This is a genomic window from Microbulbifer maximicatervae (SeqCode) (assembly GCF_052468095.1).
The window spans coordinates 80,620-106,983 of sequence record NZ_CP174332.1 but is presented as its reverse complement, the minus strand read 5'-3'; the positions used below and the strand labels follow the sequence as shown (position 1 = coordinate 106,983).

General features: G+C 48.7%; 22 protein-coding genes. 11 read left to right on the top strand and 11 right to left on the bottom strand.

Translation table 11 applies throughout. The features are described 5' to 3' along the window. Positions 1-65: 65 nt before the first annotated feature. Both ACJJIL_RS00460 and ACJJIL_RS00455 read left to right on the top strand, forming a co-directional pair. Complete coding sequence (locus ACJJIL_RS00460) at positions 66-2,894, top strand: M16 family metallopeptidase (RefSeq protein WP_445360917.1); 2,829 nt, start codon at positions 66-68, stop codon at positions 2,892-2,894. A 512-nt stretch (positions 2,895-3,406) separates the two neighbouring features. Next, the gene (locus ACJJIL_RS00455; RefSeq protein ID WP_445360916.1) at positions 3,407-4,909 is read left to right on the top strand and encodes a S8 family serine peptidase; all 1,503 of its coding nucleotides are present in this window, start codon (positions 3,407-3,409) and stop codon (positions 4,907-4,909) included. A gap of 127 nt (positions 4,910-5,036) precedes the next feature. On the opposite strand, the gene ACJJIL_RS00450 is transcribed toward ACJJIL_RS00455, so the two are convergent. Beyond that, a complete protein-coding gene (locus tag ACJJIL_RS00450; protein WP_444926165.1) occupies positions 5,037-6,020 on the bottom strand; it encodes a LysR family transcriptional regulator in 984 nt (327 codons plus the stop codon). Between the two features lie 171 nt (positions 6,021-6,191). On the opposite strand from ACJJIL_RS00450, the gene ACJJIL_RS00445 reads away from it, so the two are divergent. The 3 genes from ACJJIL_RS00445 (at position 6,192) to ACJJIL_RS00435 (ending at position 7,874) form a co-directional block, all read left to right on the top strand. Next, a complete protein-coding gene (locus tag ACJJIL_RS00445; protein ID WP_282930872.1) occupies positions 6,192-6,485 on the top strand; it encodes a putative quinol monooxygenase in 294 nt (97 codons plus the stop codon). Between the two features lie 317 nt (positions 6,486-6,802). Further along, positions 6,803-7,033, top strand: a complete 231-nt coding sequence (locus ACJJIL_RS00440; RefSeq protein WP_108734840.1) for a DUF350 domain-containing protein — start codon at positions 6,803-6,805, stop codon at positions 7,031-7,033. A 4-nt stretch (positions 7,034-7,037) separates the two neighbouring features. Then, entirely contained in the window at positions 7,038-7,874 is an 837-nt protein-coding gene (locus ACJJIL_RS00435; RefSeq protein WP_444911721.1) for a transglutaminase domain-containing protein, read from the top strand. A 50-nt stretch (positions 7,875-7,924) separates the two neighbouring features. On the opposite strand, the gene ACJJIL_RS00430 is transcribed toward ACJJIL_RS00435, so the two are convergent. Continuing rightward, complete coding sequence (locus ACJJIL_RS00430) at positions 7,925-10,318, bottom strand: zinc-dependent metalloprotease (protein ID WP_413663663.1); 2,394 nt, start codon at positions 10,316-10,318, stop codon at positions 7,925-7,927. Positions 10,319-10,502: 184 nt separating this feature from the next. On the opposite strand from ACJJIL_RS00430, the gene ACJJIL_RS00425 reads away from it, so the two are divergent. Then, positions 10,503-11,288, top strand: a complete 786-nt coding sequence (locus ACJJIL_RS00425; protein ID WP_413663664.1) for a DUF2884 family protein — start codon at positions 10,503-10,505, stop codon at positions 11,286-11,288. A gap of 70 nt (positions 11,289-11,358) precedes the next feature. Here ACJJIL_RS00425 and ACJJIL_RS00420 read toward each other — a convergent pair whose 3' ends face one another. Both ACJJIL_RS00420 and ACJJIL_RS00415 read right to left on the bottom strand, forming a co-directional pair. Continuing rightward, positions 11,359-12,246: an alpha/beta fold hydrolase gene (locus ACJJIL_RS00420; RefSeq protein WP_444911722.1), complete on the bottom strand. Its 888-nt coding sequence runs from the start codon at positions 12,244-12,246 to the stop codon at positions 11,359-11,361. 330 nt (positions 12,247-12,576) lie between these two features. Continuing rightward, positions 12,577-13,965 (bottom strand): pyridoxal phosphate-dependent decarboxylase family protein, encoded by a 1,389-nt coding sequence (locus tag ACJJIL_RS00415; protein WP_445360915.1) that lies wholly within the window; start codon positions 13,963-13,965, stop codon positions 12,577-12,579. A gap of 258 nt (positions 13,966-14,223) precedes the next feature. Here ACJJIL_RS00415 and ACJJIL_RS00410 point away from each other — a divergent pair, with 258 nt between their 5' ends. Continuing rightward, positions 14,224-14,814, top strand: a complete 591-nt coding sequence (locus tag ACJJIL_RS00410) for a DUF998 domain-containing protein (RefSeq protein WP_445360914.1) — start codon at positions 14,224-14,226, stop codon at positions 14,812-14,814. An 8-nt stretch (positions 14,815-14,822) separates the two neighbouring features. Here ACJJIL_RS00410 and ACJJIL_RS00405 read toward each other — a convergent pair whose 3' ends face one another. Next, the gene (locus tag ACJJIL_RS00405; RefSeq protein ID WP_445360913.1) at positions 14,823-15,515 is read right to left on the bottom strand and encodes an ArsR/SmtB family transcription factor; all 693 of its coding nucleotides are present in this window, start codon (positions 15,513-15,515) and stop codon (positions 14,823-14,825) included. Positions 15,516-15,604: 89 nt separating this feature from the next. Here ACJJIL_RS00405 and ACJJIL_RS00400 point away from each other — a divergent pair, with 89 nt between their 5' ends. Together ACJJIL_RS00400 and ACJJIL_RS00395 are read left to right on the top strand one after the other, a co-directional pair. Then, positions 15,605-15,943 (top strand): NIPSNAP family protein, encoded by a 339-nt coding sequence (locus ACJJIL_RS00400; RefSeq protein ID WP_444958877.1) that lies wholly within the window; start codon positions 15,605-15,607, stop codon positions 15,941-15,943. Beyond that, on the top strand, positions 15,943-16,245 hold the full coding sequence (locus ACJJIL_RS00395; protein ID WP_444958878.1) for an antibiotic biosynthesis monooxygenase family protein: 303 nt from the start codon (positions 15,943-15,945) through the stop codon (positions 16,243-16,245). The genes ACJJIL_RS00400 and ACJJIL_RS00395 overlap by 1 nt, the downstream gene beginning before the upstream one ends. 83 nt (positions 16,246-16,328) lie before the next feature. Here ACJJIL_RS00395 and ACJJIL_RS00390 read toward each other — a convergent pair whose 3' ends face one another. From ACJJIL_RS00390 to ACJJIL_RS00365, 6 genes are read right to left on the bottom strand one after another with little or no spacing between them, the layout of a single operon-like run. Continuing rightward, positions 16,329-17,489: a DUF3570 domain-containing protein gene (locus tag ACJJIL_RS00390; protein WP_445360912.1), complete on the bottom strand. Its 1,161-nt coding sequence runs from the start codon at positions 17,487-17,489 to the stop codon at positions 16,329-16,331. Then, positions 17,476-17,691 (bottom strand): DUF4266 domain-containing protein, encoded by a 216-nt coding sequence (locus ACJJIL_RS00385; RefSeq protein ID WP_413663671.1) that lies wholly within the window; start codon positions 17,689-17,691, stop codon positions 17,476-17,478. The genes ACJJIL_RS00390 and ACJJIL_RS00385 overlap by 14 nt, the downstream gene beginning before the upstream one ends. Positions 17,692-17,695: 4 nt before the next feature. Beyond that, positions 17,696-18,172: a TlpA disulfide reductase family protein gene (locus ACJJIL_RS00380; protein ID WP_413663672.1), complete on the bottom strand. Its 477-nt coding sequence runs from the start codon at positions 18,170-18,172 to the stop codon at positions 17,696-17,698. A 31-nt stretch (positions 18,173-18,203) separates the two neighbouring features. Further along, positions 18,204-18,857 carry an outer membrane beta-barrel domain-containing protein gene (locus tag ACJJIL_RS00375; RefSeq protein WP_445360911.1) on the bottom strand — a complete coding sequence of 218 codons (654 nt, stop codon included), beginning with the start codon at positions 18,855-18,857 and terminating at the stop codon, positions 18,204-18,206. Next, complete coding sequence (locus ACJJIL_RS00370) at positions 18,827-19,696, bottom strand: outer membrane beta-barrel protein (RefSeq protein ID WP_445360910.1); 870 nt, start codon at positions 19,694-19,696, stop codon at positions 18,827-18,829. The genes ACJJIL_RS00375 and ACJJIL_RS00370 overlap by 31 nt, the downstream gene beginning before the upstream one ends. Positions 19,697-19,699: 3 nt before the next feature. After that, the gene (locus ACJJIL_RS00365) at positions 19,700-22,315 is read right to left on the bottom strand and encodes an HzsA-related protein (RefSeq protein WP_445360909.1); all 2,616 of its coding nucleotides are present in this window, start codon (positions 22,313-22,315) and stop codon (positions 19,700-19,702) included. Between the two features lie 225 nt (positions 22,316-22,540). Between ACJJIL_RS00365 and ACJJIL_RS00360 the strand changes: the two genes are divergently transcribed. Then, positions 22,541-23,767 carry a hypothetical protein gene (locus ACJJIL_RS00360; RefSeq protein ID WP_413663676.1) on the top strand — a complete coding sequence of 409 codons (1,227 nt, stop codon included), beginning with the start codon at positions 22,541-22,543 and terminating at the stop codon, positions 23,765-23,767. A 3-nt stretch (positions 23,768-23,770) separates the two neighbouring features. Beyond that, on the top strand, positions 23,771-26,290 hold the full coding sequence (locus tag ACJJIL_RS00355) for a LamG domain-containing protein (RefSeq protein WP_444911731.1): 2,520 nt from the start codon (positions 23,771-23,773) through the stop codon (positions 26,288-26,290). Positions 26,291-26,364 lie beyond the last annotated feature (74 nt).

Below are 26,364 nucleotides of genomic sequence, written 5' to 3'. Positions count from 1 at the left end.
GAACTATAAAAAAAGCCATGGAACGATAACTCTCTCCTATAGGAAAAATGGACAAGGAAACCATTATGAAAACGGTACGGAAGTACAGCACTCCATTAGTGCTCGCTATTGCGCTCTCAGCTTGCAGTGACGCTCCCCAAAATAATAAAAATCCCGAGATCAAAAAAGACCCGTTTATCGCCGAAAAGTTAGAAAATAAATTGGAGTCCCTGAAAATAGATTATGAGAAGTTCACTCTCCCCAATGGCCTGCGTGTAATCGTCCACGAGGATCGCAAGGCTCCTATTGTTTCCGTGGGTGTCTGGTATCACGTTGGTTCAAAAGATGAAAAGCCTGGGAGAACAGGGTTTGCGCACTTGTTTGAACACCTGATGTTCAATGGTTCAGAAAACTACAATGACGAGTTTTTTAAACCGTTTGAACTGGCTGGTGCAACGGGCATGAATGGTACCACCTGGCTGGATCGCACAAATTACTTCGAAACAGTACCCACCAACGCCTTAGACATGGCTCTATGGATGGAGTCTGACCGAATGGGTCATCTATTGGGCGCAATTACCCAGGAAAAACTCGATGAGCAACGTGGCGTTGTGCAGAATGAGAAGCGCCAGGGCCAGAATCAGCCCTATGGGAAAGTATGGGAGCGGATGCAGAAAGCAATTTATCCGGCGGGGCATCCCTACTCCTGGACCACCATCGGCTCTATGGAAGACCTGAATGCAGCTTCTCTTGAAGATGTCCACGAGTGGTTTAAACAGTACTACGGCGCAGCGAATACCGTACTAGTACTCGCCGGTGATATTGATGTAGAAACAGCAAAAGAAAAAGCAACCCATTTCTTTGGCGACATTCCCTCTGGCCCTCCACTTATCAAGAAAAAAGCATGGATCGCCAAGCGAGATCAGTCCAGCCGTGAGCAGATGTTTGATCAAGTTGCTCAATCGCGCCTTTATAAAGTCTGGAATACCCCTAATCTGGCTCACAATGATGCTGGAGCTATTGCTCTGGCAGCAGCAGTTTTGGGAGATGGAAAAAACTCCCGGCTCTACCAGCGCCTCGTATACGAAGATCAAATCGCTACCAATGTTAATATTGGGCTGCATGAATTTGAATTGTCTTCCATCTTCCCTATTGTTGCCGATGTTAAGCCCGGGATTGAACTCGCAACAGTAGAGGCCGCTATTGAGGAAGAACTACAACGTTTTCTCAAGGAAGGGCCAAGCAAAGAGGAACTTGCAAGGGTTAATATGAGCCACTATGCATCCCAAGCACGCAACCTCGAGCAAGTAGGTGGCTGGGGCGGTAAGGGCGTAATTTTGGCTCGAGGTGAACTCTACCTCGACAACCCCAACGCTTACTTGGAAGCGTTAACCAAAATGCAAAAAACCAGCCCCCAGCAGGTAAAAGAAGCCGCAGCAAAATGGCTTTCCAGTGGCGATTACAATCTGGAAGTACATCCGTTCCCCAAATACACCGCTTCCGAGACTGGTGCAGAAAGGTCTAAATTACCCGATACCGGTGAATTCCCCAGCATCCCATTTCCAGAATTACAGACCACGGAACTCTCTAACGGTCTAAAAGTGATACTGGCCCAACGCGACTCTGCGCCAGTAGTCGATATTCGCCTTATATTTGATGCCGGTTACGCTGCAGACCAGGGTGCTAAATTGGGAACCTCTAGCTATGCCATGTCCATGCTAAAGGAAGGGACTACAAAATTAAGCGCCTTAGAGATTGATGCCAAAGCAGAAATGTTAGGCGCCAGAATCTCGGCTGGTTCGAACATTGATACTTCTTCTGTACGGCTCAACGCATTAAAAAACAATCTCGATAGCTCCATATCCTTGTTTGCCGATATCGTAATGCATCCAGCCTATTCCGATGAAGAGATTGAGCGGAAACGTACTCGGTGGATAGCAGGAATCCAGCAAGAAAAAACCCAGCCGGTAAACATGGCTTTGCGGAATCTGCCGCCTCTTTTATATGGTGAAGGACATGCTTATGCAGTTCCTCTCACCGGCTCGGGAACAGAAAGCTCCATCAGCTCCCTGAATCGTGAAGATCTGGTAAATTACCACAAAACCTGGATGCGTCCCGATAATGCCACTCTGGTTGCAGTCGGAGATATCAGCATGGGCGATCTGACAAGAAAATTAGAGCAGCACTTTGCGGAGTGGAAAGCACCCGAAGAGCCGTTACCTACAAAGAATCTACAACAAGTTGCGCACCCAGAAAAAACCAGAATTTATCTAATTGATAAACCAGGAGCTGAACAGAGCATAATTATTGGCGGTCTCTTGGCTCCGTCGGAAACGATGCCACAGCGAGAAGCCTTACATATGATGAATGATATCTTTGGAGGCACTTTTACCGCGCGAATTAATATGAATTTGCGGGAGGATAAGCATTGGGCTTATGGAGCCTATTCTTTTATGACTGGAGCCAAAGGACAGCAACCGCTCATAGTCTATGCACCGGTTCAAACGGACAAGACCAGTGAATCTTTAAAAGAGCTTTATAAAGAACTCCAAGCCTATGTCGGCGATTCTCCAGCAAAAGAAGACGAGTTGCAGAAAATTAAAGACAAGCGAATCAATGAGTTGCCCGGCCGTTTTGAAACAGTTCGAGCTGTATCAGGAGCTATTTCTGGAATGGTTACCTACGATCGACCTTTGAATTATATGGAAGGTTATGCAAATGAAGTTCGCAATGTCGATCTACCTTCGATCCATTCACTTGCTCGAGATACTTTAAAGGTTGATCAATTTACCTGGATTATCGTTGGAGACAAAACCAAGATAAAAGATAAAATTGGTAAACTTGGTATAGGATCAGTTACCGAGCTCAAAGTAGATAAGGATTTACCTGGCGAAACTTCGACCGAAGAGGGATAAAAGCTAGCGATAGCGGCCAGCCTGTACTCTCATGCATGACTGGCCGCCTTCTATCGTTCCAAACGGATGGATACCAATGAAAAATAGAAACACACCTTAATGCTACCCACCTAGTCAATAATAATTGACATGCTGCATTCAAACTAGAATTCTTTGCTCCAACTCACAATTTCCATCATTAGGTATCAAGATGATACTCAAAGTTTCAACGTTAAAACCCTAATAGTTCCCCCAGAAATAGAAACAACCTAAAAACCTAGCAAACAAAAAATAAAAGCTGCGACCACATATAAAAAAAATTAAAAACATCCTTAAAAAGATATAAATAAAACAAAATATAAACTCAATAAGAAAACAAAAACAACAGCAGTTAAAAAATAATTATTCATACGACAAGAAAAGCCTGATAAATTCCCCTCTTCGACGCTCAAGTAAATATCAACAACCAAAAAACTTGAAATTAGAACGTCGACAAAAGCAACAATAAACATAGAAATCTTCAGGAGCATCCAATGAATAAATCCTTGTCTGTATTTGCAGCCAGCATTTTAGCGCTCGCCGTGACCGGCAACGCCACTGCTGAGGACAAGCGTTATATCGTGACTTTCAAGCAGGGAAAAGGCGAATCCGTTAAGTCTTTTATGAAGAAGAGAGGCGGAAGACAGGCTCTTGAAATACGCCGCCAGAATGCAATGGCAGCACATATGTCTGCAACAACCCTAAAAGAAATGCGCTCGAACCCGGATGTTGCTTTTATTGAAGAAGACGTTAAGCGGTATCCGATGTCCCAGGAAACCCCCTACGGAATCACCATGGTGCAGGCAGATCAACTAGGTGATACTCAGGCCGGCAACCGCACAGTCTGTATTATTGATTCCGGCTACGACCTGGTTCACGAAGATTTATCCGGAAACGCCGTCACTGGTACCAGTGACCCAAGCGGCGCAGGTAACTGGTATGAAGATCAAAGCGGTCACGGTACCCATGTGGCCGGCACTATCGCTGCGATGAATAATGGTACTGGTGTCGTTGGCGTGATGCCCAGCAGTAATATTAACCTGCATATTGTAAAAGTGTTTGATGGCGACGGCTGGGCCTACTCCTCCTCCCTAATGGCAGCCGCAGAGGTTTGTGCCGACAATGGTGCCAACATCATCAATATGAGTCTGGGCGGTGAAAATGCCAACTTCCTCGAAAGACGAACCTTTAACAACCTAAATCGTCAGGGAATCCTGTCCATCGCGGCAGCCGGAAACGACGGCAACACCGCGCACTCCTATCCAGCCTCATACTCTTCCGTTGTATCCGTCGGTGCTATCGATAGCGATAAAGCTATCTGGTCCTCCTCTCAACAGACTGACCAGGTAGAACTTTCCGCCCCCGGAGTACAGGTTCTATCTTCTGTTCCCACTGATACTGGCAGAATCTCTAGCTTAACCGTCGGCAGTGTTGACATCGAATCAGCCCCAATATCAGGCACCCCAGCTGGTGCAATCACCGGTTCAATGGAAGACTGTGGTACGGCTGAATCCGCTTGCACCAGTGTAGCGGGTAAGATTTGCCTAATTGCGAGAGGCAATATCAGCTTTGCGGAGAAAGTTTTAAATTGTGAGTCCGGTGGTGGTATCGGAGCGATTATTTACAACAATGAAGAGGGATTACTCTCCAGCGCAACCCTGAGCGATACTGTAACCACTATTCCCTCGGTTGGTATTTCTGACACTGACGGTGCAACTCTGCTCACGCAGCTGAGTGCCAGCGTAGATTTGGAAAATGAGGCTACAAGCTACGAATATTTCAATGGCACTTCCATGGCTACCCCACACGTTGCCGGTGTTGCCGCATTGGTATGGAGCCACTTCCCCAACTGTAGCAATACAGAGATCCGCAACGCCCTTACGGCCACAGCGGAAGATCTCGGTGATGCGGGAAGAGATAATGCTTACGGCTACGGCCTCGTCCAGGCAAAAGCAGCCTATGACTACCTGGATACCTACGGCTGCTCCGGCTCCTGATCCCATTCGGATTAACTAGGGCTTAAATAAGAAAGGGGAGCAAAGCTCCCCTTTCCTTTGCCAGAACCGAGAAAAACCTGTTGAGAGTTTTTATAGATAGCCACAGGGTTAAGAAACTGTTTGGGACTCAAGATATATCCACCCCCGTACTGAAATCGCTCTCAGAGAGTAATCCCTCAGCGAGCAGCTGCTTTAAAACCCCCGAACACCGTTCTCTCAAAGTGTCGCGCACTAATCGTACCGTCGGTGTTATTGACTGCCTCCCCGGAGATACCAACCATAGCTCCGTTGCCTTGGGTTTATAGTCTCGCATAGTGGCCACTACCTGACCGGAAAGTAAATCCGCAGACATATCCAGACATGACTTAATGGCAAGTCCATAGCCAGAGGTACACCAACGCCGCACTAGGTCACCGTCATTTGACGACCTGTTCCCAGACATACGTATCTTGTATATCTCTTCGCCCCGAAAAAATTCCCAATTATTGTGCACAATCTCGTGAAGCTGATAAAAAAGGCCATTATGTGCGGAGAGATCCTCCGGTGTTTTCGGGGAACCCTTTTCCTGTAAGTAGGCCGGGGTTGCACACAATAAACGGGGCACGTCACAAATCTTAAAACCATACAGGTTGGCATCCGCTGGGGGGCCGTAGCGCAACGCGATATCCACAGGATCCCGGTAAAAGTCCACTTGACTATCACTGATATTCACTCTAAGACTCAGCCCCGGGTGCTCCTGTAACAATTGATCTAACCACGGAGTTACAAGGTTCCTTCCCAGGTCCGAGGATGCACCTATGCGAAGCTCGCCATCTATCTGACCGCTGTCTTCCTTGAGATTTTGCCGGGCGAGGTCCAAAGTCAGGAGGGCCTCCTCACATTTGGGAATAAACCTTTCCCCAGCACTGGATAGCCGCAATTGCCGCGTTGTGCGAATAAACAAGTCCGCTCCCAGCGCGCTCTCCACACGCTTGATCGCTGCGCTGGCAGTTGCAGTGCGTAAGTCGAGACTGGCGGCGGCCGCAGTGATACTGCGAAACTCAGCCACTTTAAGAATGACCCTCAAGTCTTCAAGCTGCATATTTTCAATATATTTTTGATAAAGATTCAAAGATTATAGTGTTTCTAGCGATGCAATCTAGATCTAGAATGACTTCATCAGCTCGACATCCCAGTCCTTACCCAGGAGGCAGCTAAGCTGTTCACTAGGTCTCCTCTGAAAGGATCAAGGAAAAGAGTACAAACCTTAATCCAACACATATTGAAACAAAGAGGCGTTCACATGAGCAGGCTCACTATCGTTGCCAACATTAAAGCCAAGGCCGACAAAATTGACCTGGTGAAATCTGAATTGTTAAAACTCATTAATACAACACGAGCAGAAGCTGGTTGCATTAATTACAACCTTCATCAAGACAATGACAATCCTGCACACTTCCTGTTTTATGAAAATTGGGAAACTCGCGATCTGTGGCAAACCCACATGAACAATAAGCACCTGGAAGACTATATGAAAGCAACCGAGGGCGCCGTTGAAGAGTTTGTATTGAATGAAATGACCGAGATTGATAACTAATCAAACTCGGTGTGTTATCCAGGTTCCCGCCTGGATAACACCGAGCTAATAAATACACTTCTTCAAAAGGCTTTCCCGGTAAATTAAGCGTAAAAGCCCTTCGACGGAGCAACTCTTCGTCTAGAGCTATTCCCCAATTGCAACCCAGCCAAATAAAATACTAATCAACAAGTCCGGATTGCCAATTAAGGTTGATAATCACCTGTAAATTAAGCTGTCGGTTTATCTGGGTCGGTCATCCTTTGCACTCAATCAGGCCCTATGCTTAAATTATTCCATTAACAGTCACTAATAAACATAATTAGCCTGAAGGATTTATGGAACTGGAATTTTTAACGGCAACCCTGTTTAACCTGGGCATTAACCTAATTTATACGCTGCTAGCGTTATTTATTGGTATCACCGCACTGATTACCATTGATAAGAAACTGCTTCGCTCTGTAGATATCGAAGGCGAGCTAAAAAATGGCAATATCGCCGTATCTATATTTGCATCAACCATATTGATATTTGTTGCCATCATTATTTCGTTTGGCCTCAAGGGATAGCACTATGCGCAAGTGGCTGGCTATCACACTGATACTTTCCCTCGCACTGATCACCCCTGAACTTGTACGGCGAGCTAATACACAGGAGCCGCCAACTAAAAGCACACCGGAAATCCCCCTTTCCGATAATTTATGGAGCTTTGGTAGCAGCGGCAGTCAGTTAGCCAGTATTGTGGACTCACAACAAGGTGTAGTGCGAGTAGTGGGTACCCGCTATCCTCTGGAAGAAAAAACCATCCAGCAAGTAGTCGACAAACGCTCACTGGAAGAGAGCGCTCATGTCTCAGTGTGGAACTGGCAGGGAATTGAGGCGGCGACAGCTTCCGCTCGGGGACTGGACCAGCAGCATCACTTTGCCAATAGCTACCTGGTGGGGTTCAAGCCCTTTAAGACTCAACAGCTTTGGGTGCCTCTTTATACACTGGCTATGAATAAAGAGTACCAATACGATCACCTGCAATACGCCGGCTTGTCAGACATTTGGCAAACATCCCGGCAGGCCTATTACCAAAAGCGTGGTGACTGTGAAGACCACGCTATTTTGCTGGCAGATTGGCTGATTGAACTGGGAGTTGATGCGCGGGTGGCACTCGGAACCCATAAAGGTCAGGGGCACGCCTGGGTAGTGGCCATCTTGAACGATCAAGAGTACCTGCTGGAGGCAACCAGCAAACGTCGCCAGACCAGCTGGCAAGCCATGCCCCTGGCAGCGCTGGCGGAGGGTTACGATGCTGAATTTCAGTTTAACCGCCACTTTTTCTGGGCGAAGAAAAACCCAACACCCACTCGACAATACCGAGGCAATCACTGGGTAAAGAAATCCCAGTTTATTCGCGGTTAATGCCCAAAGGGGGTGAGCGTTTACAGCCACCCCCTTTTATCCATTTCAGATCAGATCGGAGACCCTGGCGGCAATGCTTTAACCGCACCAGGTTTTACTTCCAGCTTACCCTGCTTAAAGGCATCGATGCGCTGTGCCTCATAGTAATAGTGCGCACTATAGCCCTCAGGATCATCGCCAAACAGCCGCATAGAACCAATTTCCTGAAGAAGTTTTGCCAGCTCCAAATGCGCTTTGGCCCGCACTGATTCGTCTGCCTTTGCATTACTGGCCAGTAACATCAACTGCTCGATATAGGCATGATTAACCCGCTGGTGCACACTCGCCTGCAGACCGGTATAACCCTCACCCTGCAGAGCCAGTGCGCTCAAGCGCTGCAATAGGCTAGCAAACCCCGGTACCTCACTGCTGCGGGCACTCTGTTGATTCATTCGCGCCGCGCGCTGCGGGTCCATCAGGATTGATAGCGTATGCCCAGCAGCCGCTTCCGCCAGAGCCACCCCATCAAAAGCTACCCCCGTATATGAGGGGAAGCTCTCGATAGTACGTTCGTAGCCATAGGACTTGGGCGGAATCAGCTGCAAGACCTGCTCCGGCAAGGTGAGAAACTGCGGCGAAAGTGTATCCAGCAGTGCATCAATTGCCCGCTGTTGTCGCTCTGCGGGCACCAGGGTATAGCTATTTTGATCGGTACCGTTGTAGACATAGTCATAGTCCAAGCCACCAATCAATTTGCCCACAGCCTCCGCCTGGTAGCGATGACCGTAGTACACAGGCACCAGGGTCTCTTCCAGGTCAGAGCGGGGCGCGGATAAGGGCGCTGCCGCCGCAGAGAAGCTATCCAGGGCATGACGCCTCAAGTCGACCATCCGCTGGAATTCCGTCAATGGGTCGGTGCCGTTGTCCCAAAGGTGTGAGACTGCGTGAGCATTATTGATGGTGCGGGAGTCCGGGTCTGAAATAAAACGCAGCTCTAGTTCCTCAGCCTCAGCGATAACACTGTCGAGATAACTTTTTTCATCATCGCTCTCGCCATAGCCATAGCGAACCGCCAACTTATCCCAACTGCCGATGCCAGTGGCGTAGGCATCTGTCAGGTCCAACTTACCTCCCAGCAGAGAGACCAGCGGAGCCGGGTAATCCATAACGGAAGCCCGCTCTTCGCTACTGGCAGCAAAGTTGTGCGCCAGACCCAGGGTATGGCCTACTTCGTGAGCGGATAACTGACGGATACGGGCCAGGGCCATATTCTTTAGCTGCTCAGTACTGACGGTATCGCCGCGGTAGGGCTGTACAAGCCCTTGAGCAATCAGAAAGTCCTGGCGAACACGCAGGGACCCCAAGGTAACATTGCCTTTTAGAATTTCGCCGGTGCGGGGATCGTAAACCGAATAACCGTAGGACCAACCGCGAGTGGAGCGGTGTACCCAATTAATCACGTTATAGCGAACATCCAAAGGATCGACGCCCTCCGGCAGAATCTCTACGCGAAACGCATTTTTAAATCCTGCTGCAGCGAATGCCTGGTCCCACCAGCTCGCCCCTTCGATCAGGGCGCTGCGCACCGGCTCAGGAACTCCGGAATCTACGTAGTAAACAATCGGCTCCACAACCTCATCGCTACCCGACTTCTTCTCCAGTCGATGACGGTAGATATAACGCTGGTCCAGAGGCTCTTCAATCGCCGTAGCGTAATCTCGATAAGCGAACGGGAAGTAGCCGCTGCGGCTGTGAAAACGGCGGGGCTCATAGTCTTTATCCGGCAATTCAATCAGGGAGATATGCTGGCGCAGGGACACCAATGTAGGAGTCGGAACCACTTCGCGCAGATAGTTTCCCGGAGCTGATCCAGCAAAAGTTAGCTGGGCCTCAAACTCACTGTTCTTGGGAAAGTTTTTTGTGCGGGGCAGATAAATTGCCGATTTGCTCTTATCCACACTGTAACTGCCCTGCTCTGCGCCCTTGAGACGTGTAGCAATGCCGTGCTGATCGCTCAACAGGAAGGGCGTAAAGTCCACCAGTACCGCCTTATCGCTCTGGGCAAGCACCTTGAAGCCCCAGAGTACGGACGAAGCGAAAGCTTCCTCAACCGCGCGGCGCTCAGCCGCATTTGCTGATTGGGCACGGTATTTCAGGTTCACCTGATGCAGTAATACCTTGTTACCCGACTGCTGGAACTTCACCAAGCGGCTCTCACCCACCTGGTTGCGATCCAGGCCCACCGGGTTTGAACCCAGTCCCTGGGCCAGCCCGGTGAGCAAGAGCAGCTCGCGCTCAAACTCATCGATCTCCAACAACACCCGGCCGTTAGCCTCGTCCCAGTAAAAGTCGTGGAAGCCGCTGTGCCTATGCATGCCTGCGGTGTACTCCGCGATGCTCCCGGCCTGTGCCATTGTGCTGACTATCAAGAAGCACAGTGCGGCAATGTGCCTGCTTATGAACATTGAATACCCTCAATTTATTAAGTGTTATGGGCTAAAAATACAGAATACCCGCTGGAACATCCACGCCTGGCCATCACTCCCCGGGCCTGCGTCAGGAAAAAATGAAGAATATTTCTAGCTGCCTGCATCTGTTCGGCTACTCAGGCGCGTCACATTGAAAAGACACACAATAGGAAACCGGCATATGTGGAAGCCAATCGCACTTTCAACCTTGATAGGCCTCGGTATCAGTACCCAGGCAATGGCCCACGATTCTTTTCATGTCGATACCAGCACCTGCACAGTGTCTACGAATTACGCTATTGAAGTAGGCCCGGACTTCTTTACCGTCGATGGGGAAGACGGAAAACTGGTGACATTTCAGCTGCCCAACCAGCTATCAGTGGATGGTGAGTTGCTGTCCCTCAATTCTCAGCAGGAGCAACTACTTCAGGAATACCGCCAACAGCTACACATCGCCGGTCGCGACACACTGGTACTCACCCTTGAGGCGGTCGATATTGCAATGGATGGCCTATCCATTGCCATCAGCACCCTCGCCGGGCCAGACCACCCGGATATCCTCGAACTCCAACAGTTTTCCGCCGACCTGATCCAGCGCACTGAGGACCGCCTCAATCGAGAGGGCGAGATCTACCAGCTGGGAAACGAGGAAATGGGTAACTATATAGAGAAAACCATCTCTGAAGAGTTTGAACCCCGTATCGAACGCCTCGCTATGGAGTCCGCGGGAACTATTGCCTGGCATGCCTTCAAAGCTGCCTTTACCGGCGGAGAAAGCATTGAAGAACAGGCCACTGAAGAGGCGGAGCGCTTACTGGAACAGCGCGGTAAGAGTATTGAGCAGTCTGCAAACCGCTTGTGTACACAACTGGAATCCATCGATCGACTGGAAAGCGACCTACATCAGCAGGTACCAGAACTCAGTCACTACGACATAGTGAAAGCCGGCCTGGTTGTCATCAATTAGGCGCTCTTGATTTTCATCCCCCCAAACTCGGCCGCACTGCGGCCTCTTTTTTAAATTTTCCACTGTATTGTCACAGCCCCTGACGCTGCAAAAACTCCATTGCGTCGGTGACACTTTGTTCAGCATTTTCGACATGGGACATATGCCCCATCTTCTGATATACGATTAACTCTCCATTAGGCAACTTGTCAGAGAAGTACTTTCCTACGGACAAGGGAATAATTTGATCTTCTGCCCCCCAGATAAATAAAACTGGAATTTTTATAGTCTCCAAGTCCGGCAACGGTTGGAAATTGATTGTGGCATTAGCAACCAAATTGATCGCTGTACCGCGATTCTTCTCATAGCGGGAAAGCAAATAGATTCGTTCCAGCATTTCCCCCGGCAGAGCCTGCGGATTGTAGAAAAATTTGGAAGCCAGCATTTTTCTCAATAATCCACGACTACCAATGTGCGCAACCATTTTTCGCCCCCAATGGCTGGTGGCAAATCGGGCAATACCAGCAGGCATTTCCAGTCCCTTGCCACATTTATAACCACCGGGAGAGACAAGAATAGCGGCCCTGGGTATATTCGGATGTCCTGTTAAATAGCGTAAAACCCCATTTCCACCAAATGAATGGCCAGCGATCACATAGTCCCTAAGTTTCAGGGTTGCGACAAATTCTGCAATAAAATCGGCAAAATGCTTAGGTGTATAAGTGCCTCCTGGTAACGGGTCGGTCAATCCATGCCCAGGTAAGTCCACCAAAATAACATGATATTTTTCTGCCAATTTTGTCGCCCAGGCATTCCAGGCGCTCAGTGAATCACCACCACCGTGAAGACAAAGTATATTAACGCCATCAACAGGCCCCATCTCGCGATAATTAACGGATAAACCACCGGCTAGCGTAAGTTGATTAAAAGAGAATTTCAGTAGCTCATTGCGACTTAAACTGGGACTACAAAACGCCATCCACAGAAGCCAGAGTAGAATTAAAAAAAGAATTAAAACCAGCCAAAAAGTCATCGTTCTACCCGAGCCCCTCACCTTTATCCGCTGAAAAAGTGGCTGAGTTGGCGGAAATAGTAATACCGCAAGCAAAAGCTTGAAAATAATGGCCCAGATCCGCGCCCATTCAACAAGGATAGACGGCGCTCGCAACTGAAACTGGCTGCTACACCCAAAGGTAGAAAAAAGAAAACCTCTTAGTAATTCACCAATATCCCTGCCTAACCTAAAAAATGCAAATATTAAGTGCTATTTACTTTAGAAGGCCTCTAGTATTTCATGTCACACAAAGGGTTATCTGGACATCTGAGCCCCCGTCGCCCGGCAAATAGCATCCAGGGTGAGGGCAATATCATTATCGGTAGTCGCCCAGGAAGAGATGCTAATACGCAGGGCCGTTTTTCCTCTCCAGGTAGTCGTTCCAAACCAGCATACGCCCTCCTCCTGTATGGTCCTGACTATCTCTTGAATGTCTTCCGCAGTGCCAATAGTTGCCACCACCTGGTTTAACACTACATCGTTAAGGATCTCATAGCCCATTTCTGCCAAGCCTTCGCACAGATGCTGGGCATGGATACAGCAGCGATCAATCATCGCCGCTACTCCCTTCGGGCCCATCTCCTGAATCGCCGCCCACACTTCCACCCCTCTGGCCCGACGTGAGAATTCTGGCACCATATCCTTGGGGGGCACCAGCGATCCCACTTGCAAGTATGGCGCCTGGGTTGTCATCACATTGTGTACAGACCCCGGCTTTCGACAAATTGCCAAACCGCAGTCATAAGGCGTATTTAGCCATTTATGAGCATCTACAGCCCAGGAATCTGCTTGTTCTACTCCAGTAGTCAACACTGATTTCGCTGGAGATGCCGCTGCCCACAAACCAAAGGCACCGTCGACATGTACCCAGGCACCTTTGGATTTAGCTTCGGGAATTATGTCTGCAAACGGATCAAAACTGCCGGAGTTTACGTTGCCCGCCTGAAGGCAAATAATGGTGGTTTCATCAACCTCGGGAAAAGTATCTGCACGCACCCTCCCCTGTTCATCACAGGGCGCTTTAATCACCTGGTCCATACCAAATCCAAGAATAGAGAGTGCCTTGTGAACTGTGACATGGGACTGTTCAGAAACAACAATACGCAGTGGCGGCGCACCGGCTAGCCCGCTTTTTGCCAGGTCAATATTTAACTTTTGATAAAGCATATTTCGCGCAGCAGCCAAACATACCATATTGGCCATAGATGACCCTGTGGTGAAACCCACACTACTTTCCACCGGCAAGGTTAACAATTCCAATATCCAGTTTGCCGCAATACGCTCCAGATAAATTGCAGAAGGCGCTGACGCCTCCAGAACCGCCACTTGGTCCCAAACGGCGTTCATTACCGCCGCGCCCATAGAAGCTGGCGTAGCCCCACCTACCACCAATCCGAAAAATCGCCCACCGGTACTGGCAACTGTTGCCGGAGAACCATAACGATGCAGGCTCTCGACAACAGCCTCTGCCGGTTCCCCAGCCCGGGCCAAGTCGCTGTTAAAAAATTGCATTTGATCAATATCAAAGGCGGACGGACTTACGCGGCGATCGCGAATATCGGAAACATACTCCTCAGCGTACCGCGCTGCCAGGGATAGTACTTCTATGGCATTAGAAAAATTTTTGCTGTCATTATTATCCATTTTCGTCCCCTCAACTCCTTTTCCAGCACCTGATCTAGTATAAAAAATTAATTACTCTATTAGGCTTAAACTAATAAAAAATTAATTAAAACGATACGAACAATAAGGACAAAAACACCTATCTTTATGGCAAGAATCGCTTTTAGATAAAGTTGAAATAGCAATAAACCTGGCACGTTTGAAGACAAGGATTAACTTGAAAGGACTTTTTATCTAGTGCTATCTTCTGCCCCAACATAACCAGTCGGGGCTCATACAGTGTTTGCTTACTTGGGGTTTATCTCGCTGGTATGGATGGTTGTAGGTGTTACATTGGCAGGAGCAAAATACTCTGGCTATAGCCATTCAAGACAATTCTGTAGCGAACTAGGAGCCGTTGGAAGCCCAACCCAGAAGCTCTCCCCCCTCATTAACAACTACCCACTTGGCATATTATTCTTCTTATTTGGCCTGCATATAATTCAAATTGAACAGGCCCCAGTTGTACTTACCATCATTGGAGTTTTAATTATCATCCACGGTATTGGAACCTGGGTTGCGGGTTATTTTCCTATGGATGCAGATCCCTATACAAAAACCCCTGGTCTTGAATGCCAGATACACTCCTGGGCGGGGATGCTTATGTTGTTGTCTTTACTCATTGCGCCATTGCTAAGTACTTTCATTAGTTACTTCTCAATAGAATTCAGGCTATTTAGTACAGCCTGCTTGCTCGCTTCTATCTATTTTACTGTTACCTTAAAAAAAGCCTACGAAGAAAAAACCAACCCCGGTCTGCACCAACGTCTCAGCTATGGAGCACAGTTGATATGGTTAACGGGGCTTTCCTTTAATCTGATAACGAGCTGACAAATAATTTATAGCAACTTGGAGTGATCAATCTGATAACGCTTCGAGAACAGTAAAAGCCCCTTCTGGGAGAAGGTAATCGCCCTGGAGTCCGCTCTTCTTACCGCCCACTGCTTTGCCAAGGCATCTTCGAGTATCCATTGACCCAAGCTGCCTGCAAGGTGGCTTTTTCGTTCGCTCCAGTCTAAGCATGACTTGCAAACCGGGCGCTTACGCTGCTTAAAACTAGCTACGGCTACTCCTCGTTCCTGAAAAAATATTTCACCCTCTTTGGTCAAGGAAACTTGCTGTGATTGCTCAGAGAGCAACTCACTAGCCAATAGGGCCTCGTACAATAGTACACCAGCCATTCCTGCTAAATGGTCATAGCAGATGCGGGACTTCCTTAAATCTGGATCTGCGGGCCCAGTGGTAACTTTTTGAGGTACCAGGGTACTACTCAGATTGAGCAGTGCCTCTAGCGCTTCGGCAACTTGATGACTCGCCAGCTGAAAGTACTTGTGCCTACCCTGCTTGCGAACTATCAGCAGCTTGCTATCTACCAGCTTGGAAAGATGATTACTTGTAGTCTGTGCAGTCACATCAGCCTCACAGGCTAACTCAGTTGCTGTCAGTGCTTTTCCACTCATAAGTGCCATCAGTATCTTTGAGCGTGCCCGATCCCCTATCAAGCTGGATATCACCGAAATATCAGGTTCCATAGTTACCCCCACAACAGTTCGCTGGCCACCGAAGTATAGAAAATTAAACCGTCTAGAATGCCAGCAAATTATGAATAGAGGCAACTTAGATGACTGTAACCTGTTTTATTGAATACAAGATCGATCCGTTTAAGCTTGATGCTTTCCGGCAGTATGCTGAGAACTGGGGCAAGATCATTCCCAATTGTGGCGGACGACTATTAGGATATTTTCTACCTTCTGAGGGCACCAACTTTCAGGCCTTTGGTATTATTAATTTCGACAGCTTGGCTCACTATGAACAATATCGAAAACTGCTTAAGCAGTCTCCTCAGGGCAGTGAAAATTTTCAATTTGCGATGAGGGAGAAGTTTATTCTTGAAGAGAAGCGAAACTTTTTAAATGCTGTGCCAGAAACCTACCTGAAGTTCCCACAGGAAAGTCACTGATGATCGCCGTCATATTTGAAGTTACACCAAAGTCTTCAGGAAAAGACAAATATCTGGCCGTTGCAGCGGATCTAAAAGAACACCTAACCAGCTTCGATGGATTTATCTCAGTCGAGAGATTTCAAAGCCTCAATCAGCCAGGAAAAATTTTGTCACTCTCTATTTGGCGGGATGAAGAATCTGTAGTGAGTTGGAAAAATCACAAGGCACATTGTGATGCACAACACCTAGGCAAAAAACAACTATTTGACAACTATCGTATAAGGATTGGGAAAATTCTTCGGGATTACTCTATGCAATAAATCAACAGTCAAATTTGACTCAGACTATAAAGCCTCTGCATCTTATTCTTTTACTGAAAAACAGAACGCAGAGGCCCCCATTCCTAAAAACGGACTGACCAAAATAATCGAATTACATTGGCAGAGAAACTATAAGCCGGTTCGTCACCGGGACTGATAGATGTAGCTGAACCGTGTACCGTGACATCGAGAAAGTCATCGTAGTCAAATAGAATATGATCCCAGTAAAGGTTAATTGTATTCCTGCGATTTAATAGAGACCAGCGCCGTGGTAACTCATAGGACACTCCCAGGCCAAGGGCCAAGGTTGTGAAATTGCTCAACTCCTTATCACGAGCACGAAAGTTGGTAGCATTGAGATAGGGAAAAAGGTCGCTGTAAAAATCTGCACTACTCTGCTGATAGTAACGGATCTTTCCTTCAAAAACCCACTCGTCTTGTTCTTTCCAAGGGTGGGTATAGCGAAACTCTACATTGTCTGCAACGATTCCCCAACTATCCGCATAGTGTCGATACTCCCCTTTAATCGCTGCGCGATAGGGCAATCTATATTTGGCCCTTAGGGCAACCGCATCACTGTTGCGAGTTCTGGGGTAAACCTCGGCCTGATAGCTAAATCCTGTTCCAGATGCTTCATCGAGATACCTAACACTGCGATAAGGGTTGTTGAGATACCCTTCATCCGACACAGTTTCGACACTCAACTCTGCAATCAACTTTTGCGTGAGAATCTGATTCCAACTAAGTGCGTAGCGACGGTGTTGCGCTTCATCAGCAAAATTATCGTCGCCATTGCGGAACACATCATCACTTCCATAACTAACCCGCAGGTCGATAGTACTTAAATCGCCAAAGAAACCCTGACTGATGCCGAAAGCAACGGTTTGGGCCTCGTAGTCATTCTCAGAACTGTTGGTGTACCCCACGCTGATAGTAGTCTTATCCACCAGGTAGTCAGCACCCAAGGAGTACTCATCCCGTTGCTCCGAATACTCACTGGCCGTGGCCTCCACATCAATAGAGGCCCCGGAAATCATGTCCACATAGTAATTGGCAGACAGAGAAACATTGTTGCCAACATTCTGGCGAATCAATACTGAAGGCCCATCAATGGTCACTCCACCACCGCTATAGGCGTGATACATATTGTCTGCCCGCTCTTCGGGAAGCACTGCGGCCACGGCAGCGAGCGGTGCCAAAAATGCCAACCCGCCCCAGCGAGATAGAAGCTTAGTTACAGCCACATCCACCTCCACTGCCTCCTTCAGCTCCACGCGCAGCTTCGCGAGCTTCATACACGTGATTCATATAGCGAGCAGCTACCGGATCCTGCTCAAACCCCATAATAGGATCCGCAAGAAATTGCCGTTCGTAGGGTGCAATCCACGGGTTAACAGTGCAACCTGTACTCATCAAGAAAGTGCAAACTAGCAATAGTGCACGCATGACACTACTCCCGAATCAATTCCTTAATCATTTTTTTATAGGCAGCTTCATCCCCATCACGATAACCTTTATGGATATAGCGAACGTTGCCATCACGATCAATAAATACGGTGCTGGGCATAGCGGCAACACCATACATTTTGCTCACTTCCCCTTTGCTATCAAAAAGAATCGGAAAATCCACTGGGATTTTCGCTAATAGCGAGTCCGCATCCTTGCGCTGTGCATCCACATTGACTCCCCAAACCTGGAAGCCAGCAGCTTCATAGCGAGCATGTAGCTGATCCAACAGCGGCATTTCCTGGCGACAAGGGCCACACCAGGAAGCCCAAAAATTCAGCATAATGACATCGCCGCGCTGCTCTGCAAGCCTCAAATTTCCGCCCTGGTTGGAACTCAAGGTAAAATCCTTAGAGGGCTCTGCGGCGGAAGCCTGTGACATCGATAAAAGCAGCGTCAGGAAAGCAGCCAGGTATTTCATGGAAGAGTCCTTGTTATTTTTTGATGATCAATTAAAAAAAGATGGTAAGTCCCAATTGGGCAGACAGATTATTGGTGACTTGGGCCTCGCCAAATAATTCATGTTCAAAAACATGGTCGCGAACATCAAGGCGCACCGCGAGCCAATCGTTGGCAAGCATTCTCACTCCTGCACCAAAGTTGTAAGTGAAGTGCTCCTCATCAGCAAACGAGGTATTTCCCACACCTCCCACAACATAAAAATTGGCATTAAAAGCCCAGTCATCAAATACAAAATACTCACCCTGGAAAATATTCCAGCCCACAGAGGTATTGTAATAACTGAGTTCACGCTGCTCATCAGTCAGCAGTGGTGCGGCACCGCTCAACCTTTCAAAGCTGGATTCTCCCAACTCAGTCTGGGCATAGGTGGCCTCAATAAAGAAATCTTCGCTGATATGATAGGCCGCTGAAGTACCGTACAGGGAGTTTGAGCCAAAATCCTCGACATTGATAACACCAGCAAACAAACCAATTTCTATATTTTCACTATCTATCTGGGCGTCACGTATCTCTCGCCGCTCCAGTTCAGGTGCGACAATATCCGCAAGTACTTCATCATCCTGCTGAGCACTGCATACCTGGGTCCCCACCAATGCGGAAAGCGCCGCAGAGCCTACAGATATACGTCGAAACCAAGTTTCCACTCGACTATCTCCTGATTATTTTCCTGCGTAGTAAGCAAGTAGTGATTTGTGTATTCAGCCCTGATGGCAAAACGGCGCGATAAGTAAGTACGCAACCCTACGCCCGCCAACATCGTTGTATCTTGCCGATCTTCGGTGGCAACGATAGTTGCGTTTGGAGAGGTAATATTTATCCCAGCCCCCAAAACAAAATAAGGGGATATTTTCCAATGTGGGAATGGCTGGTGGACCATTGCCACCTGATAGACTTGGCTGTCTGAATAGGAACCTACCGCCTGGGTTGCACGTATTTCAGTAGCTAGATTGGCAGTAAATTGGTAGCCCAAGCTAACTCCCAGGGAGTCCGCTCCAGCAAAATCACCGTAATTCAAACCTAGGTAAAAGTAACCGTCGTCAACATCAGAAAAATCCGGCAAGGGAACTCGAACAATTTCTCCATTTTCTCCGTATATTTCACGTAAGTCGTCAACTTTTACCCAGCCACTTTTATTGCGTGAAGTAAGCACTTTTACCCAGTCGGTGCGGCGTTTAAGCAGCCAAATTTGTTCACCATACTCAGCAACATAGAATATCGGGTAACCGCGCCCCGGGCCTCGGTAAATATTAATAAATGCATTACCGACTGTAACCGGCTCTGCATCCTCAAGGCCTTTATATTTTTTCTCAGTCTCAGTCTCAGTCTCAGTCTCAGTCTCAGTCTCAACCAATTCTTCTTGTGGGGTATCATCTGAAGAATCAGATTCCATCAAAGTTTGTTCAGAAGAAGCCTGCCCAGAAAAAAGTAGCAGCAATACAAATACCGCGAAACTGCCAATAGAATTTTGGTGTAACTTCAACATGGTTTAATCTGCCGGCGCCGCAAAAGGATCGTTATAGTATTGAGCGCCAATATCAAACCACTCAGCAATCAAGCGCAACTCGGCATCTTCTAAGTACCCTTGGTGTGCGCCACCATTTTCAAAGATAGAAAAAAACGAGCTCTCAAGAGCAGAGCTCGTCAAGGGAGAGGAAATATTGACGGTGACCATTACCGGAATCGGATCACCGTTACTGTCGAGAACTAATTCACCATCCTCATCAACCTCGTAAACAGGATTTCCATCATCATCAAATTCCTGTACAAGCCGCGGTGTTAGCACCCCACTGGATAACTCCAATTCAGCGCGATCGGCCACCAGCTCGGAATAGGAAACAAACCAAGCATCATTGACAGAGGAAGCCGAGGTTGTAAGATCTAATTGCCCATCGGGTATTTGGGTTGCCCCAGCAGCATCAACAGGAGAATGACAGCCTGTACAGGTATAATCAGCTATTACTGCTCCTGTACTATCCAATACTTCACGGGGGAAATCCCAGAGCGGCTGAATATGTTGTTCATAGTGAATGACGATTCGACAATTACTTTCCCACTCTGTTAAACAGGTGGATTCCACCGGTGCATCCGTACTCAAATCACCGTATGAAAGCAATAACTCATCATCCTTAGTCCGTACCGCAGGATCAGTCCATAAATCGGTAAAGTGCAGATCTCCTTCAAGTTGGGCCTCACCAATATACCGGGCCAATAATTGAGCCATAGTCTCGCCCATTTCCGCTAGTAGCGCGGGCTCAGTATTGGCAAATGGTGCTGCCGAGGTCGGCGCTCCAACCCAAGCTGATTCCAGCTGCATATCCGTGCGGCCATGAGGAGCTTCGCTATCGCTAGTATGACAACCGTTACAACTGCGCACTTCACCCGCTTGTAGCTGTAACCAGTTGTTATGACTATCGAAAATGCGTTTTCCATCCGCATCGACAACGGAAATTGCCAAGGGCATATCTGCGGGAACTTTTACCCTTACGGAGCCGTCGGGCTGGATTGGGGTATAACCCAATATTTCACGCATGCCCTGATTACCATTGCGGCCAAATGCTGCCCCATCAAAGTCCAGAACATCATCGTCGGGAATGCCCACGGCCTTGGAAATTTTCAGGAATCGTGCAGGCCGCAAATCTGCTGTGGTTTGGGCGGGATCCGCCAAGGTTTCGATTCCGGCAATATCTTCACCATCAAAATCATAAACACTGCGAATATCCAGGATTCCGACAGATTCCTCCACCAGATCCGCATCGACATCGACTCCCGGGACGGGATCTGGAATATAGGTAGGTTCAGTGCGAGGCTCCAGAGTAACCCCTTCGGATATCATTTCTCCCTCTTCCACAACCACAATAGGAAGCTGGGTACCGGCGATATAATCGTAAATCCACAGACCGTAGAGTGGGTCTGCCAATTGAACTTCTTCGTCTTCGGCAAGAGTATCCGGGCAGGTCTCCAGCAGCTCGGTTTCTTCATTGATAACCCGGCATTCACTCCAGGTTACCAACAAACGACTTGTCCCATCGTAGAATGGCCATGCGGAAGCAAAAGTACCGTGGGGAGAAATAGTATCGTCGGTAGTGACTTCTCCAATAGTGATAGAAGCCTGCCCGACCATTTCACCACTTTGCTCCGGCTCACTGTAGGCTTCGCTATAAACAATGCCGTCGATAGTCACGAGATCGCCACCATAAGTGAGCCCAGAGGGAGCGCGCAACGTTACCAAAAGGCGGCCATCCGGCATTTCGTGCGGTCGATTGAAGGCGGCCTCAGTCTCTTCTGTACCCGTATTTTGACTGTGATAACCGTAATAAACCGCCAGGTCCGAACCATCCGGATTTACTGTATATAAGCTTAATTTATCGATACCTGCCGCATTGTCCCAGCGATTAAACAGGATCCGTCCATCGCTCAGTACAACTGGATTTAAATCATGGCTCTGATTAAACGATATCTGAGTGATATCGGTCCCGTCCGCTTCCATTACATGGAGTACAAATGCCGGCTCCTCTCGATTTTCAGTCAGGGCTGAGAATTGCGGTTTACCGTCATCCAGTAAAAGAGCTCTGGAGCGTCGCTGGCGGGTAGAAGAAAAAATAATGCGTCCATCGGGTAAAAAAGCGGGAGCGATATCCTGGCCTTCTTCAGCAGTTAAATCTGACTCAATTACCCGATTGAGTTCTTCTGTTTCGGTGTTGTATACCCAAATATTCCAGGTAGGCTGCTCATCGTCATCAGCGTCTTCTATTTCAGGTGCCCGCATCGCAAATATAAGCTGGCTGCCATCTGCTGAAGTATTCAGGTCTTTTACATCGTAATCACCGTCAAATATATTTGCAGTAATGACAGTTTCTGCAGCACTGGCGGTTGCACGATCTTTTAAAATCAGTTGGGCTCCGGCAAAAAATTCCGCGGGCTCATAAATATTATCCTGAAGGAGGCTACCATCATCGTCACTACTTAATTGACGAAGTACAAAAGCAACAGGATAGTCCTCCACCACGGGATCTTCGGCTTGGTCTTCACCACCACTGGAACTGCCACCGCCACTACAGGCCGCCACCAATAGCAAAAGCGGTAGCGCACGCAAACATTTCATTTTTGTTATCCACCCGGGTTTGGCACGAGCAGCACACGCCTTTTTTGTGCTCTTAGCCTAAGAACTTTTTTATACGGCTTTGACCGCTGAGGCTAATTCTCGCAAGTTGCGCACAAAAAGTTTGCCAACTGGGACGCAAATATTGAAAGTCATTCTGACATTGTTGAAATCTGCTTTTAGACTGCTTTGCCACATCCCAGTGATCTCACCGACAAAAATAGTCCAATGAAAAATAATTCGTCTCGAGCGCGTGTACTCCGGCTCACCACGGTAACCGCACTGCTCGGAGTAGGTTTGTGGAGTAATTCTGCCCTATCAGCATCGCAGGACCAGGCTCTCCAAATTCACAGCCGCATCACCGGAACCATTCCCAGCGAGAGTGTATTGCTGGATATGGCAGAGGATATAGAAAACGGTGATCCCACCGCTGCGGCGTATACGGCAATGGAGAATGACGCCTTCTATAATGTCACTCTAAAAAATCTGGCCACTCCCTGGACTAATGAGGAGCAGGACGTATTTGAACCATTAAATGATTACACTGCGACGGTAATCGGCATGGTTCGGGACGATATGGACTTCCGCCAACTGCTCTCGGCAAATATTCTCTACACCGGTGATATTTCTGGCCTGCCCTCCTATAACACGGGAAATAACGACCACTACGAGACACTGGAAGCCGGGGGTTATTCCCTGCAGGACAATCTGGTGCAGGAAGCTCAATCCTCTCTCAATGGTCTCCCCGCAGATGCCACCGCCGGCGTTCTTACCAGCCGCGCAGCTGCCAAGGCTTTTTTTAGTGCGGGAACCAATCGCGCCATGTTTCGCTTTACCATGCTCAATCACCTGTGTAACGACATGGAGCAGGTGCAGGATACTTCCCGCTCACCGGATCGTATTCGCCAGGATGTAAGCCGCAGCCCTGGGGGCGACAGTCGGGTATTCCAAAATAACTGTATCGGTTGCCACAGCGGCATGGACCCCATGGCACAGGCATTCGCTTACTACGACTATGTATACGATGCAGACAATGATCCCGATGGTGAAGAGGGAGCCCTGGATTACAACGCAGCCGGTGATATAGATCCAGAAACCGGCAGCCGTGTTAAGGCCAAAAACCTGATCAACAGCGGCAATTTCCCCCACGGTTTTATTATTCCCGACGACAGCTGGGTTAACTACTGGCGCGAGGGCATAAATATGCATCTGGGCTGGAGCGACACCTTGTCCGGCAACGGCAACGGTATCAAATCCCTGGGAGAGGAGTTGTCTAACAGCCGAGCTTTCGCCAAATGCCAAGTAACTAAGGTGTTTCGCCAAGTTTGTCTGCGCGAGCCGGAAGATTCTACCGACCGCAACCGAATCGAAACTATTACCGATGACTTCAGCAATACCGGCTACAAACTTAAGCAGGTATACGCAGACACTGCGGTTTACTGCGCGGGAGATTAACAAATGAAAACCTATAAAAGTCTCCCAGTGATAGAAAATACACTGACAGTTCGCACGCTTCGTATCGCTTCACTGTTTTGTGCTGCCCTAGCAATCAGTGCCTGTAGTGGTGGCAGTGGAGAGGGCACCGAAAGCCAACCGGATACCAGCGACAACGATGGCACCGCTGCCTATTCCGGACCGGATCCTGAAACCGATGATGTCAATCAATATAAACAGTACATCTGGGATAACCTAGCGGCGACAAATCGATGCGGCAGCTGTCATATTGAAAATAACCAGAGCCCACATTTTGTCCGCGGCGATGATATCAATGCTGCCTACGATGCCGGGCGTGAGTTAATTAACTTATCAGTTCCCGATGAATCCCGTTTGGTAACCAAGGTTGGTGGTGGGCACAATTGTTGGCTTTCCAGCGATGATGCCTGTGCGGAAATTATTACCAACTACATCGAGGAATGGGCTCGGGCTAGCGGCGGCCTAAGCAATACAATCACCCTTGTTGCACCTGTCGAGCGTGAGGTGGGTGCCAGTAAAAGTTTCCCCGAATCCAGCGGCAGCTTTAGCACTACAGTTTACCCTCTGTTGCGCAGCTACTGTGCCAACTGTCACAGTGAAGATGCGACAACGGCACAAACCCCCTACTTTGCCAGCTCTGATGTCGATCTCGCCTACGCATCTGCGGTCAGCAAAATTAACCTGGATTCTCCGGCCGACTCCCGTTTCTCTGTGCGCCTGGGCAGTGAATTTCACAACTGCTGGGATGACTGCTCAAATAACGAAGCGGAAATGACCGATGCGATCCAAGCCTTCGCCGATACTATCAGTGTCACCGAGGTAGACCCCGACTGGGTTATCAGTAAGGCACTGCGCCTCACAGACGGTATTGTTGCGAGTAGTGGCGGCCGTATAGAGAGCAATGCAATTGCTCTCTATGAATTTAAAACCGGCAGCGGCACCACTGCCTACGATACCTCCGGGGTTAACCCTGCAATTGATCTCGCCCTATCTGGCGATGTGGAGTGGATCGACTCCTGGGGGCTGCAATTGAAGGGGGGTAAAGCACAGGGGGCTACTGCAACCAGCAGCAAACTTTACGATACCCTCACAGCCACCGGTGAATACTCAATTGAAATCTGGGCGGCACCAGCCAACGTCTCACAGGATGGGCCCGCGCGTATCGTCACCTATTCCGGTGGCGATGATATTCGCAACTTCACTCTCGGCCAGGATCAATACAGTTACACCGTGCAAAACCGCAATGACAACACCGATGCGGACGGTATGCCTGCCCTGGCAACCGATGATGCCGACCAGGTTGTACAAGCCAGTCTCCAGCATGTGGTGGCCACTTACGATCCAATTAACGGACGCAAGCTTTACGTTAACGGTGCAAATACCGGGGAGCCGGACCCAAGTGAATCCGGTTTGCTCTCTACCTGGGACGATACCTTTGCCCTCGCAGTAGGAAGCGAAGTCAGTAACGGCAATAGTTGGGAAGGCTCCATTCGCCTTTTGGCAATTCACTCCCGCGCCCTATCGGAAGAGGATATTGCTACCAATTACGAAGTCGGCGTCGGTGAAAAATATCTGCTGTTATTCAAAGTTGAAGAGCACACAGGCATTGCTGAAAGCTATGTCATGTTTACTGTGCAGCAATTTGATAATTATGCCTATCTGTTTAGTGAGCCCACCTTTGTCAGCCTCGACGACAGTGTCGATCCATCTGGAATCGCCATTGAGGGAATGCGTATCGGTATTAATGGCCGCGAAGCGGAGGTGGGCCAGGCCTGGTCCAAGTTATCCACTGAGGTCGACAATAGCTACTTAGTAGGTGAAGGACAGCAGCTCTCCAGGCTTGGGACCATTATCACTCTGGATAAAGGCCCCCTCGATGATGAATTTTTCCTGACCTTCGAAAAAATCGGCAGCGAAACCTATAACCGGGTTGAGGCTACTCCAGCAGAACCTGCGGATGCCGCTGATCTGGAAGCGCAATCACGCATAGGTCTGCGCCGATTTGAACAAATCCATGCAAGCCTGTCCCAGGCGACCGGAGTCTCCATGTCCCACCCGGATATTTATGAAACCTGGGAAACTGTGAAACGCCAGCTTCCGGTTGAAAGTGACATTGAAGGATTCCTCGCTGCACAGCAAATGGGTATTACCCAGCTGGCAGTGAAGTATTGCAGTACCCTGGTGGACTCCAGTGAGCGCAGCAGCTACTTCAGTGGGTTTGACTTCAGCGCTTCCGCAGATACCGCCTTCGACAGCGCCAGCAAGCGCGCGCAGATTATCGATCCGCTCATGGAAGGTTTGCTTGGCCACGAGATGAACTGGCATGACGGCAGCGTCTCGCAGCTTGCCAGCGCCCCGGACCTGGCCTCTGTAGAGACAGAACTGGACACGCTTATCGACACCATGACCGCCTGTGGCAGCAGCTGTGATTCAGGTCGCACAGAAACTACGGTGAAAGCCGTATGTGCTGCCGCCATGGGCAGTGCCATGATCCTGATTCACTGATCGCATAAAAAAGACTAGCGGCTTTGTCGGCAAAACTTTCGCCGGTAGAGCCCCTCCACAATAAAGAGCCGGCA

Bases quoted from the DNA above. Each gene is read 5' to 3' on its own strand.
- ACJJIL_RS00445 (WP_282930872.1), top strand. From the start codon at position 6,192: ATGAGCAGGCTCACTATCGTTGCCAACATTAAAGCCAAGGCCGACAAA.
- ACJJIL_RS00355 (WP_444911731.1), top strand. From the start codon at position 23,771: ATGAAAACCTATAAAAGTCTCCCAGTGATAGAAAATACACTGACAGTT.
- ACJJIL_RS00420 (WP_444911722.1), bottom strand. From the start codon at position 12,246: ATGGCGTTTTGTAGTCCCAGTTTAAGTCGCAATGAGCTACTGAAATTC.
- ACJJIL_RS00385 (WP_413663671.1), bottom strand. From the start codon at position 17,691: ATGCGTGCACTATTGCTAGTTTGCACTTTCTTGATGAGTACAGGTTGC.
- ACJJIL_RS00435 (WP_444911721.1), top strand. From the start codon at position 7,038: ATGCGCAAGTGGCTGGCTATCACACTGATACTTTCCCTCGCACTGATC.
- ACJJIL_RS00430 (WP_413663663.1), bottom strand. From the start codon at position 10,318: ATGTTCATAAGCAGGCACATTGCCGCACTGTGCTTCTTGATAGTCAGC.
- ACJJIL_RS00455 (WP_445360916.1), top strand. From the start codon at position 3,407: ATGAATAAATCCTTGTCTGTATTTGCAGCCAGCATTTTAGCGCTCGCC.
- ACJJIL_RS00380 (WP_413663672.1), bottom strand. From the start codon at position 18,172: ATGAAATACCTGGCTGCTTTCCTGACGCTGCTTTTATCGATGTCACAG.
- ACJJIL_RS00415 (WP_445360915.1), bottom strand. From the start codon at position 13,965: ATGGATAATAATGACAGCAAAAATTTTTCTAATGCCATAGAAGTACTA.
- ACJJIL_RS00370 (WP_445360910.1), bottom strand. From the start codon at position 19,696: ATGTTGAAGTTACACCAAAATTCTATTGGCAGTTTCGCGGTATTTGTA.
- ACJJIL_RS00405 (WP_445360913.1), bottom strand. From the start codon at position 15,515: ATGGAACCTGATATTTCGGTGATATCCAGCTTGATAGGGGATCGGGCA.
- ACJJIL_RS00365 (WP_445360909.1), bottom strand. From the start codon at position 22,315: ATGAAATGTTTGCGTGCGCTACCGCTTTTGCTATTGGTGGCGGCCTGT.
- ACJJIL_RS00460 (WP_445360917.1), top strand. From the start codon at position 66: ATGAAAACGGTACGGAAGTACAGCACTCCATTAGTGCTCGCTATTGCG.
- ACJJIL_RS00400 (WP_444958877.1), top strand. From the start codon at position 15,605: ATGACTGTAACCTGTTTTATTGAATACAAGATCGATCCGTTTAAGCTT.
- ACJJIL_RS00440 (WP_108734840.1), top strand. From the start codon at position 6,803: ATGGAACTGGAATTTTTAACGGCAACCCTGTTTAACCTGGGCATTAAC.
- ACJJIL_RS00360 (WP_413663676.1), top strand. From the start codon at position 22,541: ATGAAAAATAATTCGTCTCGAGCGCGTGTACTCCGGCTCACCACGGTA.
- ACJJIL_RS00395 (WP_444958878.1), top strand. From the start codon at position 15,943: ATGATCGCCGTCATATTTGAAGTTACACCAAAGTCTTCAGGAAAAGAC.
- ACJJIL_RS00425 (WP_413663664.1), top strand. From the start codon at position 10,503: ATGTGGAAGCCAATCGCACTTTCAACCTTGATAGGCCTCGGTATCAGT.